This is a genomic window from Sporosarcina aquimarina (assembly GCF_033253705.1).
GTDB lineage: Bacteria > Bacillota > Bacilli > Bacillales_A > Planococcaceae > Sporosarcina > Sporosarcina aquimarina.
In genome coordinates this window covers 238,485-255,400 of sequence record NZ_JAUBDH010000001.1, presented here as the reverse complement: position 1 = coordinate 255,400, position 16,916 = coordinate 238,485, and the positions used below count along the sequence as shown (strand labels likewise).

The window sequence follows — 16,916 nt, the reverse complement described above, 5'->3', positions numbered from 1 at the left end:
ATCAACTTCCGAGTTACTTCTAGGCGTTGGAGTCAACTGCTGGGTGACTTGGAGTGGTGGGATTGGCGTGGAATCGGGCGGGTTCCGCATCAGAGCGGGCGGGTTGCCCGTGGTAGCGGGCGGGTTGCCCGGGGTATCGGGCGAGTTCCGCGGCAGAGCGGGCGAGTTGCCCATGGTAGCGGGCGGGTTCCGCGGCAAAGCGGGCGGGTTGCCCGGGGTATCGGGCGGGTTGCCCGGGGTATCGGGCGAGTTCCGCGGTAAAGCGGGCGGGTTGTCCGTGGTTTCGGGCGGGTTCCGCGGCAAAGCGGGCGAGTTGTCCGTGGTATCGGGCGGGTTCCGCGGCGTAGTGGGCGGGTTGCACACGGTAGTGGGCGGGTTGCACACGGTAGCGGGCGGGTTCCGCAGCAAAGCGGGCGGGTTCTAGTGGTTAATAGACGATTGCTTTCATAAAAACCCTATGCACCCCGCTCCCCATCACTAAATGCGGAGCGCAGCGCAGCTGACCAATTAGTCTTGGTTTTAAATGGGGAAAGATGGATTGGTCGCGAACTTGGATTTCGATTGGCTCGAGTATGCAGCCGCGAGAATCTAGCGCACCACCCTAGCCCCATACAAAAAGGCTGCCCGCAGGCAGCCTTTACTCGATCACTTCGTTACAATCACATAACTTCCAGCGGATTCAATAGTGAATTGAGCCTCGCCTTTTTTCACTTTAACTTTGGAAGTTTTGTTTGTGCTCAAGTTTAACGCTTCTGATTTCTTCATTTTCTTCCCTGTTGCATCATCCACTGCAATGGCAACATGAACTTCTTCATCGAACTTTTCAAGTGCTGACTTGTTGTCTGCCGTCCCTTTTGAAAACTCGATTACGAACACATCAGATGCTGCGTTTTTCACGTCAGCCGATGATGACGTACCTAGTGTGATGACTGCATCGCCTGCGCGATCGAGTAATTCTTCGACTGCGTCATCTTCAAACGTGTACACTGCGTCTCCAGCTTTCAATACGAGATCCTTTTCCGACTTCTCGATTTGCTTCAAAACCGCTTTCGAGAATTCAACGTCCGTAGAGTCCGCCGTTACTGGGATATCCAAAACGATTTGCTTCGCTTTTTTGTCCCCGATGAACGATTGGACCATGTCCTGTGTTACGACAACTGCTTTTGGAGCCGGTGCTTCAACGTGAACTTTGACAGTTGTTGTGAATTCACCAAGCGTCACGCTGATTTCTGCGTCTCCTGCACCAATTGCAGTGATTTTACCTTGATACACTTTTGCTACTGCAGGGTTATTCGACTGGTATGCAGCATCCGTAGTTACCACTTTTGTTGTCGCCGTGCCATCTGCTTTTGTTGTTGTTTCGATCAGCTGGACAGAAGCTGTGTCCCCTTCTTTCAAGGAGACACTGTCTTTATCCAACGCATACGTAATGATTGGAGCGGGCTCGCCTTTAACTGTTAGGTAGACAAGCAGGCTTTCACCATTTGGCAAGACGACTTTCACTTGCGTTTTACCTGGTGTATGCGCGCTGATCAATCCTTTTTTAACAGTAGCAATTTTGTTGTTAATGACGCTGTAGCTACTTGAGCCAGTTACATCTTTTTTAGTAACTTTGCCGTCTGGTGTAACTGTTTTCTCAGTTACTTTAATTTGCTTTTGTTCGTTCACTTGCATTTTCACATCGGTTTTATCAACCGAATACGTCACGATGTTTTGCGGAGGTGTCACAACTTCCAGGTAAACAAAAATTGTGTCTTCTCCAGGAATCATCACGCGGACTTGTGTTTTACCTGCTTTGTGCGCGGTAACGAGTCCTTTTGAAACTGTTGCGATTTTGTTGTTTACAACGTTGAAGCTAGTCGATGGCGTGAAGTCTTTTTCGACTACTGTGCCGTCCGGCTTAACAGTTGTTTGTGTGATTGCAAGCTGTTCTTGCTGACCAACACCCAGTTTCAGTGCTGTTTTGTCAACTGAATACGTGACAACGTCTTGTGGAAGATCTTTTACTTCTAGATAAACGAAGCGAGTATCTTGTCCAGGAATCATCACGCGTACTTGCGTTTTGCCTGCTTTGTGAGCCGTTACGAGTCCTTTATGGACAGTTGCTACTTTGTTGTCGACGACGTTGAAGTTAACAGTTGGTGTAACGTCTGTTTTTACGACTGTGCCGTCTGCTTGTACTTTTGTTTCAGTGATTGTCAGCTGTTCTTGCTGGCCAACACCCAGTGAAAGATTTTTCTTGTTCAAAGCATAGCTGACTTCTTCTTTTACAGGTTCTGCTGTAACTGTTACAGGAACTGTTTGCGAGAAGTCATTATACGTTACCGTGACATCCGCTGTACCTTCTGCAACAGCTGTCACTTTTCCGCCTGCCACTGTTGCAACAGCAGCATTGCTTGAAGCGAATGTTGCTTCTGCAGTTACATCGCGGTCAGTTGACGTACCGTCTGGAGTCGTCGTTGTTTCTGTGACTAGAAGTTGAGCTGTGTCGCCCACTTTCAAGTCAAGTGCCGATTGGTCTACAGAAATTGAAACTGTGTCTTCTGGCACGTCGACCGCTGTGTAGATGACTTGTTCTGCTTTGTTGCCTGCAGCATCAGTGTATTTCACAGTGACGTTATTTTTGGTTTTATCGAACGTTGGAAGGTTAAATGCAAATGTACCATCCTGTTCAAGTTTAACCTCACCTGAGTCAACCACCGTTTCCTCTGCCGTTACTTCGTATGTTGCTGAAAGTTTTGTGTTAAGGTCGTAACCCATTCCGTATTTCACAAGTTCTTTCTGGTAGTCGACATACTTGTCGATGACTTTACCAGTTGCTTTTCCGTCTTCAACGGATCCTTCGATTGTACCTGCTGTCGATTTCACAACAACTGGTCCCACGTAAGCGGAAATTGTTTTGGGATTTCCGGATTTAGGTTCAGCCGAGAAGTCGATTGTGTATAATCCATCAGGAATTTGTGTTTCTCCAGTTCCTCCCCACGGTGTGTATCCGCCGGAAACTTTGAGCGTATAGGCTCCAGCTGCGAGTTCAGTGCCGGCATGCAAATATCCGATGTAGCCATCTGCAAATTCTCCGCCTGTAGGATCCATGATATTCCACAATTCAATGTAGTTGTATCCTACATCTCCAGTAATTGCGAAAGACAGCAACGCTTCGTCCTTCACTCCGTCTCCATTGAATGAAAGATCCGTTTCTGAAATCGTCATATCTTTCACTGCGACTGCAGCCGCACCACCAAAGTCTGCAGCGAATGGTAATGAAAGATCTTTGCCATTGCCTTTAATGTGGATATAACCGAGAATTTCATCCCCTGCTTTTGTTGTTGCTTTTGAAGCAGTTAGCGTGACATTCAATTCTTGTTCTCCATTCAATGTGAACTCCGGCTTGTCGACTGTTAGTGCCGCGTCTCCAAAACCTTTTGTCACTTCAACGGAAACTTTGTACTCTCCGCCAGTTGATGCCAAATCTTTTACTTTGATTTTCTTCGTTACAGACAAGTCTTTGTCCAACTTTTGAGGACCGAATGTAACAGTTCCTTTTAAGTTTTCAACTTCTGTTCCATCATTATTCGCTGTGTCAATTGCGTATGCCAAAACATTGGCGTGTGCTGCCTTGTAAGCGTCCACGCGTCCTGCGCCTTGTGCAAATACGTCATATTTCTTAGTATCAAGAATTGTTGCTGTGTTCGAAAGTGCTACTTTCACGTCAAATGCGTTCCATGTCGGGTTCGCTTGTTTCACGAGTGCTGCAATTCCCGCGATGTGCGGAGTTGCCATGGAAGTACCTGTTTTACGTGAGTACGCTTCGCTGTAATCTGCGTCTGGGAAATCCTTACCGTACATCGGGATTGTTGACATGATGTTTGTCCCAGGTGCTGATACGTCTGGTTTAATGTCGAAGTTCGGTGTAGATGGACCACGTGAACTTGAGTCGTTGACGTCATCGCCTGTCGTCTTAACACTAGTGAATTGATCGAACGAAATTGTTCCAGGAGCTGCTGCTAGAGCTGCGCGCAGCGCTTCTCCATCTGTAACAGACATATCGAATGTCGGGATGAATTCAAACGCATCACCGAGGAATACATCTGACTTGTTCGGCGCATTTGTACCGCCTGCAAAGTTGTGGATAATAATAGCTGCTGCGCCATTTTCCTTAGCCGCTGCGACTTTATCGACAAATGCGATTTCCCCTCGAGAAACGAGTGCCACTTTGCCAATTACATCTAAATCCGCGTAGTCTTTTTCAGCACCTACGCCTGGGACTGCAACTAAATCGTAGTCACCTGTTAATTGTGCTTCTACGTCTTTACCGAATGTTGTTGCCATCAAGTCATTCACTTTGCTGTAAGTGAAATCGCCTGCAGTCACGTTTACATTCGCTTTGTAATGCGTTTCAGGATTTGTTGTGTTTCCAACTGCGATTCCAAGTCGTGATGTTGCAGGAGTCCCCATTGTTCCGCGGTTCGGACCTGAGTTTCCTGTTGCGATCACTGAAATCGTTCCTGCCAGCATTGCGTTGTTAATAGCAAATGATGCGCCGTCTGTTTCAGAGTTCGCTCCGCCGCCAAGTGATAGGTTGATGACATCGATTTCTTCAGTTACTGCTGTGTCGATTGCTTTGATGATACCCGAAGTTGAACCACTTCCATATGCGCCAAGGACGCGGTACGAGTATAGGTCAACTTTTGGTGCGATTCCTTTAATGCCGAATTCGTTATTGCCTTGAGCTGCGATAGTTCCAGCAACGTGCGTTCCGTGAGTCGTATAGAACGAGCTGCCACGGTCGTTAAACTCTGGCTTGTCCGCTGGGCGATCGAGTGGCGATGTTTCAGAACCATCGTCATCTGCGCGCGGACGTGCATACTCGCCTTCTGTGTGAGGCACGAAGTTCTTTCCGCCTTTATAAACCGCTTTCAAGTCTGGGTGTGTCGAGTCAATTCCAGTATCGAGTACTGCAACTTTGACACCTTGTCCTTCAATTCCTTCTTCCCAAAGCTTATTGATGCCTAGAAATGGAATGCTTGTGTCCATTTTCGCATCTACTTTCGGGTCTACTTTTTGAAGACCTTCAGATGCATAGACTGTCGTATCGGGTTCGACGTATTTCACGCCGCTGACTGTTAGGAGTTTCTTGAGGTCGTTTGCTTTCACTTTACCGGAGAGACCGTTGAGGACTGTATCGTATGCGTAAACTTGGTCGAATTCGACATTTTTGACCGCCATTTGTTTTCGAGCTGTGTTTTGCTGTGTTTTAATTTCTTTCTTTTTTTGCGTGACTTGAGCTTGGCTCATTTTTTTCCCGTTGAGCTTCTGAATCCCTTGTTCAAGACCAACCGCTTTTTCGGATAAATGAATGATAACAGGGATTTCCTTATTACCAGACACCCCTTGCAACTCTTTATGGAGCTTGGCGTCCCCTTCCAGTATGCTTGTCTGTTGTGCAATCGCAGCTTTTTGCTGCAGCATACTTTCATTTTGCGGATTCGGCTTGAACGGCTGTTTCAGCAGCGCTGCATTTGCAGTGCTAGAAAACGGCAGGACAAGTGACAGAATCAGGATGAGCGTGAGAAATGTACTCAAGAATCTTGTGAATTTCTTATTGGCCAATTCTTCTTCCCCCTTAGAATGTTTGTTGTCAGACTTAACTAAATTAAGTGACAAAATGACAATATCATAGTTTGGAAGATTTTAGAACGTTAGATTAGTGCAGTTTATTGAATTAAACACCTTTTTCTGAAAAACCGTTCAATAGTCATTCATCTAGTTCACCTGGAGTAGTCCGTTGGGAACAACAGATATTTCGGATTCCGTGATAAACGAAGGATGATTATAATGTAGTGCATTCGTAGGAGATAATTATTGGATGGGTACGATGTTTGGAATCTAGCACTTGTGGGTGAATGGGGTGGGTTGCCCATGGAAGCGAGCGGGTTCTCCGGCATAACGGGCGGGTTGCACATCGTAACGGGCGGGTTCGCCGGCGTAACGGGCGGGTTGCACATCGTAACGGGCGGGTTCTCCGGCATAACGGGCGGGTTGCCCTTCGAAGCGGGCGGATTCGCAGGCGTAACGGGCGGGTTGCCCATCGAAGCGGGCGGGTTCTCCAGCGTAACGGGCGGGTTGCCCATCGTAGCGGGCGGGTTCTCCGGCGTAATGGGCGGGTTGCCCTTCGAAGCGGGCGGGTTCTCCAGCGTAACGGGCGGGTTGCACATCAAAACGGGCGGGTTCGCCGGCGTAACGGGCGGGTTCGCTGGCGTAACGGGTGGGTTGCCCATGGAAGCGAGCGGGTTCTCCGGCGTAACGGGCGGGTTGCACATCGTAACGGACGGATTCGCCGGCATAATGGGCGGGTTGCTCCAGATATTGGAGCGCTTACTGACCTACCCTCAAAAAAGACCATATAAAAAACGCTCCATATTTTGGAGCGTTGCAACTATTAGGATTCAATGGCTTCACTGCTTACTTCACAGCAATACTTATAAATGTCAGCAGTTGCTCGGCAATCAGAAATTCCGCTAAGCGACTCTTGCTTCGTACCAAGCAAAAAAGCTAACCTTTTCATCTTTTCGACATCTTCCAATTGACTAGCAATTTTTCGCGCTAATTTCGTCGTGTCCACCACTGTATACTTTGGTAAACGCACCTCCGAAAAGTCATGTAATGATTCTAAAAATCCCATTTCAAACGAGCTGTCGTGAATCACAATGGGTAACTCACCGATAAATGTAACTAGGTCACCAAGTACTTCTTCCATAATCGGCGCGCTGCCAATTTCGGCATCAGAAAGTCCGGTTCTTTGTGTGACTTCGAGTGGAATATGGCGCTGGGGGTTCACTAACGTTTCAAACCGATCCACTTCTAAGTGATTGATATATTGAATCGCCAGTACACAGATGATTTTATCGGCTCCTGCCCGCATTCCTGTCGTCTCAAAATCTAATACAATGTAGTCCTGATGACAATCTTCAGTCGTTATATAGTTACTGCTTTTTGTTTGCTTTCGCACACGAATATTTTTTTGCATAGGCTGTTGATTCAGCATTGTCTGCACTTTCTTCCGCTGATTTTCCATAAGTTGCACTTCCCTTACCGTGGTGTTCTAACTACTTATTCCCCGCTCCAAGGAAAAATAATCCTGATTTCAAGCAATTTATAAATATTTTAAGACACCCCTATTTTTTTTAATAAAACTAAGTCTTTAATCACTATAAATGTGACCTTCCATACGGTATTACACTTTTTCAGATTCAAGTTTCAGCCAAAATAGATCCAGTCATAAAAAAACTACCCAGACAATCAGTTTTCACTGATTCCCTGGGTAACTGCGTGTAAAGATTATTTTAAACTATGGTTGTTTCAATAACAATACTTTGAAATAGTTTTTCCAGCCGAATGCTTTCCACTCTGCCTTTTCAGGTAAATCCGTAGGCAGTGGGAAAAAGACAAGCGGTGCACTTTCCTGATCACGTAATGATTTATCGTAGACCACGATGTCCCCCGCATCCACTCCTTGCGTTACAACAGTCCTGTTTAGGTGCTCAAACGCTTCTTCCACTTTATGAGTTGACGCATAGCCTTTTTCATCTAATCGCCAAACGAATGCACGATCCGTTCCTGCATTAGAGAGCCACGCCGAGCGAACGGCTGCTGCATTTTGAGCGGTATCCGTTGTGATCAACGTCTTAACATGCGTTCCGAATGGTGCAGGAACTCCTTGTTCGCCTGTATTCAAGCGGACTTTGTAATAAGCTAACGGATTGGTTACTTTCTTATCCGCAAGCGTTTTATAAGCTTCTAAAAATTCATTGGATTGTGCCGGAACCTGGTCAACCGATTCAATACTTCCTTCAAAAGTACCTTCTGTACCTTTAGCATCTAATACTGCCGGGTCATCAATAGCCAGCCTGCTCCACTCTTCGTCTTCAGCATACGTTTCAATGACTTGGGCATTGCTGTAAATCACGATTGTCGGTTTATCATTCTCATTGTTAATGCGCGACACAACACCATCTATCGGGCTTATCAAAGAGGGAGTTGCTGAGTTTTGGTCCAACTGGGATTCAACGACTTTTAGTCGGCGTTCCGTATCGGCCAGATCGCGTTCCGCTTCTGCAACTGCCTGAGCGTAAGAACCTGTTTGGTTCACATCGACTTTTACTTGAACGTTCAATTCGACTTTCGTATCGTCTCCTGTTTGTGCACGATCTGACTTAGAAGAATCGGAACTATTTGTTTGGTCCCCTGATTCCAAATCAGAAATTGTGGAACGAATTGAGTTTTGCTGTGTAAGCAGCGCTTCTTTTTCGGATTCCCATACAGAGCGCTGTCCATCAGCTTGTTCTGTTTGCAAACTAGCGAGTTCTTGCCCTGTTGTAACAGCATCTCCTTCGCGTACGAGCCATGCATCAATTGCGTTAGCTTCGCTCGTATAAACGGTATACGTTTCAGCTGGTGCCACTAGGCCATCTTTTGGCAGTTTTTCTTTATACTCTTTTGCTGACATTTGCTCGTACTCACTTACATAGACTGACTTTGGAATCACACTTTTCTCTGAATACATGAGATACAGATTTAGTGCGACAAACACACTGACAACTATAGCGATTACGGCATTCGTTGTTTTATTCATTATGCAGCGCCCCCTGACACGATGTAATTGAAGAGACGCTCAAATGGTATGTATCCGACTGCTGTCGTTAACAACGCAAATACGATTTGCAGTCCGATTAGAACTGCGAGCAGGCTTTTCCAATTCATTGTTTTCGTATAGGTGCGGATAAAGCTAAATTGCAAGCTTACAATTAATGCGGTAATTAGTGTTAATTGGTTTAAAAACATAACTAGAAACCAAATGTCCGAAAATGTTGAAGTGAGCGGACCGAAAGATAAGAACGAAACGTTTGTTGCTTCTCCCTTTACAGCGAACACTAAAAATACAAGTGCTTTTTCTATTAATAAGACACCTGTGACAAGCAATTGGAGGGGCACTATTCTGCGAACAGGAATAGATGTCAAAAGTCCGAGAATGTAAGAGACAACATATAGATGAAAACTTATGTAGACAATCGCCCATAGTGCAGATCCAATTACGGAAACGAAACGCGCAATTGTGTAATCGCCATAGGTTGCAGTTGCGAGCATCGGGCTAAGCGATTCTGTCGTCATCCCCCATATGTCTCGTAATGCAAAGATTACGATCCCAGAAAGAAATAGAAAAACAATCCGTATATTAAATCCGCGCATTGCCGAACTTTGGTGATTCAAGGCGAGTTGCGACGGATTTGTTACATAGCGCCAAAACGAAAAGTTAAAAAACATAGGATAATTCCTTTCTTGTCGAAAATAGGGAAACGGATTTCGATAATAACTTCCTATCCTCTACTTTAGCAAAATATAAATGATTTGCAAAGATTTCATGCAGGTTCAACTATATTTTGAATAGAATAATAGACTTTTTCGCACAAATGTGTTTCCGACACCCCCCAACTTGGGTAAAGAATAACTAATTAGCTAATTTCGCATACTACATCACACCTCAGACACGGACAACACTTCCCGCAAATTACAAGTTATTTCCCGGGAAATCGACAAAAGGAGCGGAATACAATGGAAAACAATATTCAAGCAAAAAAAATAGTACAAATGTCTTGGCAGGATATCGCCTTTGGACTTGCAGGCTCTACTGGATTCGTGGCGCTATTATATATTCTCGTATGAAGAACTATCAACTAGCTTTTAATTCAAATTAAAAACACCTATCATCGTTAACTCTCGATAGGTGTTTTTACATGGCGTTATTCAGTTTGAGCATTACTTGTACGCATTCCTTCCGTCAGTTCAATGAATAATTCTCTGTCGTTCTTTTCTAAAGCATAGTCAATCATTCTCAGACGATTTACCATTTCCAATTCACTGATCAGCTGCTCATTTTCTCTTGCCTGAGGCTCTGATAACTCAGGAGCTAAGTGGAAGATTCCTTCTAACACAGTAGACAAGTGCAGATGCAAGTCGGAAATAAGCAGCAACTGATACAGCGGTAATCGGATGAACCTGCTGCCGCGCTGGAAGACGAATACTTCGCCCAAATTTTCTACTTGCAAACTTCTCATGTTGATGACAATCTCCTTACCTTCAATCGGAACAAATTGAAAGACCTCTTGACCTTTTAAGATGGAAAAGTATTGATAGGCAAACACCAATCGCAGACGAAAATCTTCTTTACTCGTATAAAATGGAGTCATTCGTTTGACTGATAACATCTGAATCCCCTCCGAATTTGAATATTCCGATTATTCATAGTCTATCACATCCGAGGTCAATTTGTGAATGGTAAACGCCTGTGTTTTCAATTATATGTTTGCGCGATAGATTCTATATCGGCGAATCCTAATTCTTTTCAGGAAGATAGGGTATAAAAAGATATGACATACGCCGCGGGGCATAGTCATAAATCTGTAACTCCTGCAGCGCGGCCACTACAGACTCCCCCATCCCTTCTTTCGTTCGCCTGATTTGGTTAAATTCAATCAGGTTGTGTTCATAGTTAAAAATTATGGAATCGAAATAAGCACCTCCAACTGTTGCAGAGATTAAATATAAAGTCTGTGATTCTTTCACATCAGTTGCTCCTGAAAAATTAACAGGCATAAGCATGTTTTGAAGCTTATTTTTGTGATTCGACATCATTTTGTCCAACCCCGGTATATATAGAACGAATTGATTGGGTATGACTTTTCACCTCTTCCTCCATAATCTTCCTAATTCTAATCACTCACTGAAATTTCATAAAACTAATCACATTATCCCATACGAGTTTTCCTCCGATATCCAATCCAACAGTTTGTTGAAAAAGTATTTTCACGATTCGTTGGATTTGGCTAAAACGTTTAAAATCTGCTTTACGGTTAGAAAAAAACCGGAGGATGATTATGGATCGTAAAGACCGCAACTTTGGTAAGCAATTTAAAGAATACAGAGAAGAGTATTTGGACATCAAGCAACTAGAGGCTGCAGAGCGATTATCTATCTCCTCTTCAGCCTTATCGAATTATGAGACGAAAAATCGTGACCTAACTCCAGATATGCTCGCAGAGATAAAACGAACGTTTGATATTCCAGATGATTACTTTCTTGCCATGATTATGGGAGAGCCTTTACGGGATGTGAAGTCAAAGCGACATGAACATGCTGGCAAGACTAACGAAATTCGAACACATTATCGAAATCAATTCATCGAGCAGCATCGTGGGCTGTTAGAAGAAAGCAATGAGCTCCGGGAAGTGATTGCTATTGCCTCTTCACTTTCTGCAAAACAGCGAAGGATTTACTTTAATTCCATTAAGTCAAACATCGCTGTATTTAAAAGTTTTATTGATAAAAACCAATAATCGACTCAATACCTTCACACTCCTGAAAAGGAATCGTGAAGGTTTTTTCTATTTACAGTTGTGATGATTTACGAAGTCCCCTGAACTGGGGTATAATAGAAAGAATGCTTTGTCGAGGGAGTGGTTTTATTTTGCGCGTCGCTGCAGAACGTATTTCGTATTTGCATGAACGAGAAATCGAAAAGATGATGAATGACATCCACTATACATTGCGTCCGGATCATCCGGATCAATTAGAGCTCGTCCGACACGCCATAACAGCTGTTCGGAGAGGCTCTATTTCTTCATACCGTTATTCTCAAGATGACAGTGAAGTATTGGCACAACTCAATGATCGGGCATCAGAATTTGTCCGTTTTTCTTTCAATGAACAGACGTTAAGCTGCACGTGCGGCCGTAAGGATCGTTGTGTTCATCAGCTGACGGTCGTATTTGACTTATACTCTCAGTTCCACTCTTTAACAGAGTGGTTTCAAGAATGGCGGACCTCTGAAAAGGAGCAACTTGCATTGAAAGTTACCGAACGAACACCAGAGGCATGGGATACGGTATTAACCAAAGTGACAGCACCACTTCGTAAGCTGACACTCTCTACTAATTCGTCAGTGTTTACGTATGAATGTGCAGAAATTGAAAACAGTGTACGGCCGCTTATGCCGTTTGAATATGAATGGAAACCCTTGTTTGACTTATATTATCGCCTCCATCTACTGGATGCCGCGTGGGAGTATGCTGCATCTGTACTTGCAGCAAATCATTCACAGTATTCATATGGAACGTGGCAAATCACCTCATGGCTAAATGATCAAATTGCAGATATCGAGAAACTTGCAGGGACATTCAGTAACAAACCGAAACTCTTCGAAACAGATCCATTTATGAAACGTCTGAAAGAACTCGTACGTTCCGTTTGTGTACATCAGATTGGCTTATTTCCATACCGTTTCCGAATTTATGAATCCATCTGGGGGCAGCTATTTATTGATCGCCATGAGCGTAATGCAGAGAAGCAGCTACTTGCTGAAGATTCTTCCGTTGACGCTCGCTTATTTGCAATGTATTTCGCAATTATTGAAGGCCGTGGTGATCAGCTGGAAAACGCACTTGCCAATGAAGAGAATCCCGATTTCGGGAGCTGGATGATGCTTGCCAAATTTGCGCTTGCTCAGGCTCTTGCCCCAACTGCTGCTTCCATTGCGCGAGGTCTCTATCCTTCAATTGAAGGCTATTATAGTCAAAAGTCCAGCCGCAGTGAACAGCTTGCCGCAGCTCAGGAAATCGATACGTTACTAGCGAATGGTGACTTTTCAGATGAAGAACGGGAAAACGTATACGCAATGTACGGTAAAGTCGGAATTCCCCGTTACTCTGCTTTTCTGATTGAACGCGGCCGCTTTCAAGATTGGGCTGCCCTTTTACATCGCTTTAATGTCACTTATGATAGTGTCGAACAATCCGATTTGAAGGTAGTATTGGCAGAGCAGCCATCTGCTGCATTGCCCTTGCTGCATGACTATGCGCAGCAATTCATTGCAGAGAAGAACCGGCTTAGTTATCGCAGAGCGGTTAAATTATTTAAGCGGATGCGGACGGCTTGCAAAAAAAGCGGTCAGACTGAATTTTGGAATCGGTATATCCGAACTGTACGAGAAAAGCACAGACGATTGCGTGCACTGATTGAAGAAATGGAGAGGGGGAATCTTGAATTATGAGACCTGCACATCGACTTGCCCGTAAGTTACAGCTGACTATACATCATACGGATCGCGGCAACTTTGCAATTTCAGCTGCAGATGACTACGGAACCACATTGCCGGCTGATCGAATCGTCTCGTTCTTCTTTTTTGCCGATGAGACCTCTCTCTTTGGATTAACTATACCTATAGAAAACAATACCGTTATTTTACATCCTCACGAATGGGTGCAGGCATTTAGCGGAAACCGTCATCCTTTTGTCGAGTATTCAGGTGCAACAGATACCGATGAGGAAGAGCTGGCCTCTGTTGAAGAAGCCGCCAAGCTGTGGCACTCTAAAGAGCTGTGGACATATACGACCCCCGATGCTGAGCAGGGCATTCACTTTGCGGGTGATGAGGCTGGCTTATCTGAAACTGCTTCGGAGTTAACCAAACAAGCCATCGCTAGTAAGTTTCAAACGCTCGGGGTTGGCGCAGACATGGTGGCTGCCATGCTGCCCCATCTCCAAGAATATGGATGGCCTGGTGAGACGAAATCCGATCTTCCTGTACGTCCCGCACTTCGACTAACAGAACCGGATGCTGAAGGAACCGAAGACTGGTTATTAGAAACTGTGATATTAAATGAGCGCGGCACACAATGGATCCCTGCTAAGTCTAAACGAAATGCATCAATCGAAAATGCACTGCCTGCAAAATGGAAACCATTTGCTGATGCAATTTCCGAACAACAATCTGAAATGATTTCATTTTTACAATCTGTTGAAACCGAGTCAGAAAACCGTTTTCTTTATATGCAGATGAGTGACCCAGAAGTTCGTATGTTTATCCAACACGATTTACCACTTTTCCAATCGTTCGGGCTTGCGGTTCTTCTCCCTTCTTGGTTGAAGACTGTAACAGAAACGAAGATGAAGATTCGAACAGATGCTGGTGTGCAATCGTACAAATCGGCTGCGGGTCTTGATGAAGTTCTATCCTTTGACTGGAGTTTCTCATTAGCTGGTAATGAAATTGATCGTGATACTTTCCAAAAGATGGTTGACGAGAATCGTGAATTCATCCGCACAGGAGACGAATGGTTCCATATAGATCCTACTTGGCTTAAGCGAATTAAAGAATTAATGGAGCAAGCAGACAATGGTGAGTGGACTGTTAAAGACTTGCTATTCCAGGAACTTCCTGAAGAAATTGTACCAGCCGATGAAGATGAATTTGATGAAGATCCATTGCTGGCATTCACAATGCAGCAGTCCCTACGCCAATATGTTGATCAGGTGATGGATAAAAAAGGATTGCCTCACGTTCAAGTGCCGGAGCAGTTGCAAACTGAGCTTAGGCCTTATCAACAAGAAGGTTTCAACTGGCTGATGTTTATGCGTGAACAAAAGTTCGGAGCGTGTCTGGCAGATGACATGGGACTTGGTAAAACAGTCCAGCTAATTAGTTATTTGCTCAACGTCCACTCGGAGCCCGGCGTAACACCTTCGCTTATCATTTGTCCTACAAGTGTGCTTGGTAACTGGCAAAAAGAATTGGAACGCTTTGCACCTTCTTTGAAAGCCGCCATCCACTACGGACCAGGACGTCTAAAAGAAGACCAATTCAATGCGTATCTCGCAGCAGAAAAGCCTGATGTCGTGCTGACTACGTATGGCACGGCGACACAAGACAGTGAATTTCTAACAGAATTCCCGTTTGCGAGTATTACACTCGATGAAGCACAAAACATTAAGAACATGCAGACGAAGCAATCCCGCGCTATCCGGAAACTCCGGGGCGGTCACCATATCGCTTTAACGGGAACACCTATTGAAAACCGCTTAGCCGAGTTATGGGCGATCTTCGACTTCATTCATCGGGGTTATTTTGGAAACTTCCGGAGATTTACAGACGATTACATTATTCCAATCGAACGTGATGATGACGAACGAACGAAAAGTCGACTTCGTTCCAAAATACATCCATTTTTATTACGAAGAACGAAAAGCGATCCTGATCTGCAACTTAACTTACCGAAAAAACTTGAGCAAAATGAGTACGTGCCTCTTACGAGTGAGCAAGCTGCATTGTATGAAAGTTTTATTGAAGAGACGAAATTCAAGCTGCAAACACTTTCTGGATTTGAACGAAAAGGTCTTATCTTGAAGATGTTAAGCCGGCTGAAGCAGCTTTGTAATCATCCAGCGTTGTTTTTAAAAGAGCCATTTACACAGGCGGACGTCATGTTGTCACGATCCGACAAATTGGAGCGAATTGTGAAATTGGCAGCTGAAATTGCTGGTAATGGTGAGCAATGTTTAATTTTCACACAGTATATCGGTATGGGACAGCTCATTCGACAATGTTTGACTGAACTATATGGATATGAAGTTCCGTTCCTTACAGGCAGCATGCCAAAGGGCCAACGAGATCATCTTGTTGAGGCTTTTCAAAAAGGTGAGTTTCCAATCTTCATCCTCTCTTTAAAAGCAGGTGGTACCGGTTTGAACTTAACTGCCGCAAACCACGTTTTACATGCCGATCGCTGGTGGAATCCTGCTGTTGAAAACCAGGCAACTGACCGTGCTTATCGGATTGGACAAGAAAAATTTGTCCATGTTCATAAGTTTGTTACCATTGGTACGATTGAAGAAAAAATAGATAAAATGCTTGAAGAAAAAGCTGCGCTTTCTGCAGACCTCATTCAATCCAGCCAGTGGCTGACCGATCTATCTGATCGAGAGTTGGATGATTTGTTGTCATTCGGATAACTCATTCTTTTCAGCCGCAAACCGCTATTCTGGTTTGCGGTTTTTTATGTACATTCAGGCTCTGCTCATTCTTTTCATCTGCAGAACTCCTGGTGAAGAGGTGTTCCTTTCCTCCAGGTGAAGTTCTAGTCGATCTACTCGTTCATTTAGGTTCGCAACTAATCGAATAAGCTGACCAATTTGCAATTCCATACGTAGTATTGACTGCTCTTCTTTACTCATGAAATCCCTCCTAATTTAGGCAATTTTGCTGTCGAATGAAGAAGAAGCGGTCTCTTTACATCCAACAGCAAAATTACAGTTAGTTGGTGGTTAGAGCCACCACTACTCTTACGTACTGTATCGTTGTTAACTGTGTCCTGACACACTTCGTAACAACGACTGCTCAACTTTCCCGCACGGCAAATGGAGTCCCCACGCCTTTTGCCGCGTACAACTGTATTGCACAAATTCCGAGGTTATTTCGTAAGCGCCTTTCTTCCCAAGTAGGACGCAAACAGTGGATATTAGCGTTTTTTCCGGATCGTTGTCCGTTAACACTCCCCCTTGTTCAGCCAATTTCTGATGCCTATGTATCTGGCATGAAATCAGAAGATCGGCAGCGTTTCATTTTCTTTACTTGATGCTGGCGGCAGTTCAAAATGCTCCATAGCAGCGCTTCCTACATCCGCTGAAGAAACTGGCTTCTTTGTCATGAGAAAGCGGACATCATCGCCTACCACTTCAGTAACAAATGCTCGGGTTTTATCTTCCCGCTCATAAGAGCGTGTTTGTATCCTGCCACTAACGCCAATCATTGATCCTTTTCCGCAATGCTTCACGGTGTTTTCAGCCGTTTTCCCCCACACTGTGCACAGAATGAAGTCTGCATCGATATCACCGAGCTGATTTTTAAAACTTCTGTTCACGGCAAGCGTAAAGCTTGTTTGCAGTCTTCGTTCCCCAATCATCCTCAATTCAGGATCTTTTGTCAGCCTTCCTACCAGAGCAACATGATTCACCTTTTCCCCTCCTCTCCTTGGATTCCTTTCATCATACGGACTGTGTTCAAATCTAACAAATCTCCATTTCCGGGA

At 44.6% G+C, this 16,916-nt stretch carries 12 protein-coding genes; 4 read left to right on the top strand and 8 right to left on the bottom strand.

Annotated elements, in window-relative coordinates:
- Positions 1-645 precede the first annotated feature (645 nt).
- The gene (locus QT716_RS01280) at positions 646-5,583 is read right to left on the bottom strand and encodes a S8 family serine peptidase (protein WP_317933869.1); all 4,938 of its coding nucleotides are present in this window, start codon (positions 5,581-5,583) and stop codon (positions 646-648) included.
- Between the two features lie 279 nt (positions 5,584-5,862).
- Between QT716_RS01280 and QT716_RS01275 the strand changes: the two genes are divergently transcribed.
- Entirely contained in the window at positions 5,863-6,522 is a 660-nt protein-coding gene (locus tag QT716_RS01275) for a hypothetical protein (RefSeq protein ID WP_317933866.1), read from the top strand.
- Here QT716_RS01275 and QT716_RS01270 read toward each other — a convergent pair.
- The 5 genes from QT716_RS01270 to QT716_RS01250 all read right to left on the bottom strand — a co-directional run bounded on the left by QT716_RS01270 (position 6,440) and on the right by QT716_RS01250 (position 10,620).
- Entirely contained in the window at positions 6,440-7,075 is a 636-nt protein-coding gene (locus QT716_RS01270; RefSeq protein ID WP_317933865.1) for an exonuclease domain-containing protein, read from the bottom strand. The genes QT716_RS01275 and QT716_RS01270 overlap by 83 nt on opposite strands.
- A gap of 273 nt (positions 7,076-7,348) precedes the next feature.
- Complete coding sequence (locus QT716_RS01265; RefSeq protein ID WP_317933864.1) at positions 7,349-8,632, bottom strand: efflux RND transporter periplasmic adaptor subunit; 1,284 nt, start codon at positions 8,630-8,632, stop codon at positions 7,349-7,351.
- Positions 8,632-9,321, bottom strand: a complete 690-nt coding sequence (locus QT716_RS01260) for a hypothetical protein (protein WP_317933862.1) — start codon at positions 9,319-9,321, stop codon at positions 8,632-8,634. Before QT716_RS01260 ends, QT716_RS01265 begins: the two co-directional genes overlap by 1 nt.
- Before the next feature lie 476 nt (positions 9,322-9,797).
- Positions 9,798-10,262, bottom strand: coding sequence for a transcriptional regulator (locus QT716_RS01255; protein ID WP_317933860.1), 465 nt, complete (start codon positions 10,260-10,262; stop codon positions 9,798-9,800).
- A gap of 127 nt (positions 10,263-10,389) precedes the next feature.
- Complete coding sequence (locus QT716_RS01250) at positions 10,390-10,620, bottom strand: hypothetical protein (protein ID WP_317933859.1); 231 nt, start codon at positions 10,618-10,620, stop codon at positions 10,390-10,392.
- Positions 10,621-10,931: 311 nt separating this feature from the next.
- Here QT716_RS01250 and QT716_RS01245 point away from each other — a divergent pair, with 311 nt between their 5' ends.
- The 3 genes from QT716_RS01245 to QT716_RS01235 all read left to right on the top strand — a co-directional run bounded on the left by QT716_RS01245 (position 10,932) and on the right by QT716_RS01235 (position 15,840).
- Positions 10,932-11,390, top strand: coding sequence for a helix-turn-helix domain-containing protein (locus QT716_RS01245; protein ID WP_317933858.1), 459 nt, complete (start codon positions 10,932-10,934; stop codon positions 11,388-11,390).
- A gap of 131 nt (positions 11,391-11,521) precedes the next feature.
- Positions 11,522-13,102, top strand: a complete 1,581-nt coding sequence (locus QT716_RS01240; protein ID WP_317933857.1) for a hypothetical protein — start codon at positions 11,522-11,524, stop codon at positions 13,100-13,102.
- On the top strand, positions 13,099-15,840 hold the full coding sequence (locus QT716_RS01235; RefSeq protein ID WP_317933856.1) for a DEAD/DEAH box helicase: 2,742 nt from the start codon (positions 13,099-13,101) through the stop codon (positions 15,838-15,840). Before QT716_RS01240 ends, QT716_RS01235 begins: the two co-directional genes overlap by 4 nt.
- Positions 15,841-15,894: 54 nt before the next feature.
- On the opposite strand, the gene QT716_RS01230 is transcribed toward QT716_RS01235, so the two are convergent.
- The gene (locus QT716_RS01230) at positions 15,895-16,062 is read right to left on the bottom strand and encodes a hypothetical protein (protein WP_317933854.1); all 168 of its coding nucleotides are present in this window, start codon (positions 16,060-16,062) and stop codon (positions 15,895-15,897) included.
- A 365-nt stretch (positions 16,063-16,427) separates the two neighbouring features.
- Positions 16,428-16,841, bottom strand: coding sequence for a single-stranded DNA-binding protein (locus tag QT716_RS01225; protein WP_317933852.1), 414 nt, complete (start codon positions 16,839-16,841; stop codon positions 16,428-16,430).
- Positions 16,842-16,916 lie beyond the last annotated feature (75 nt).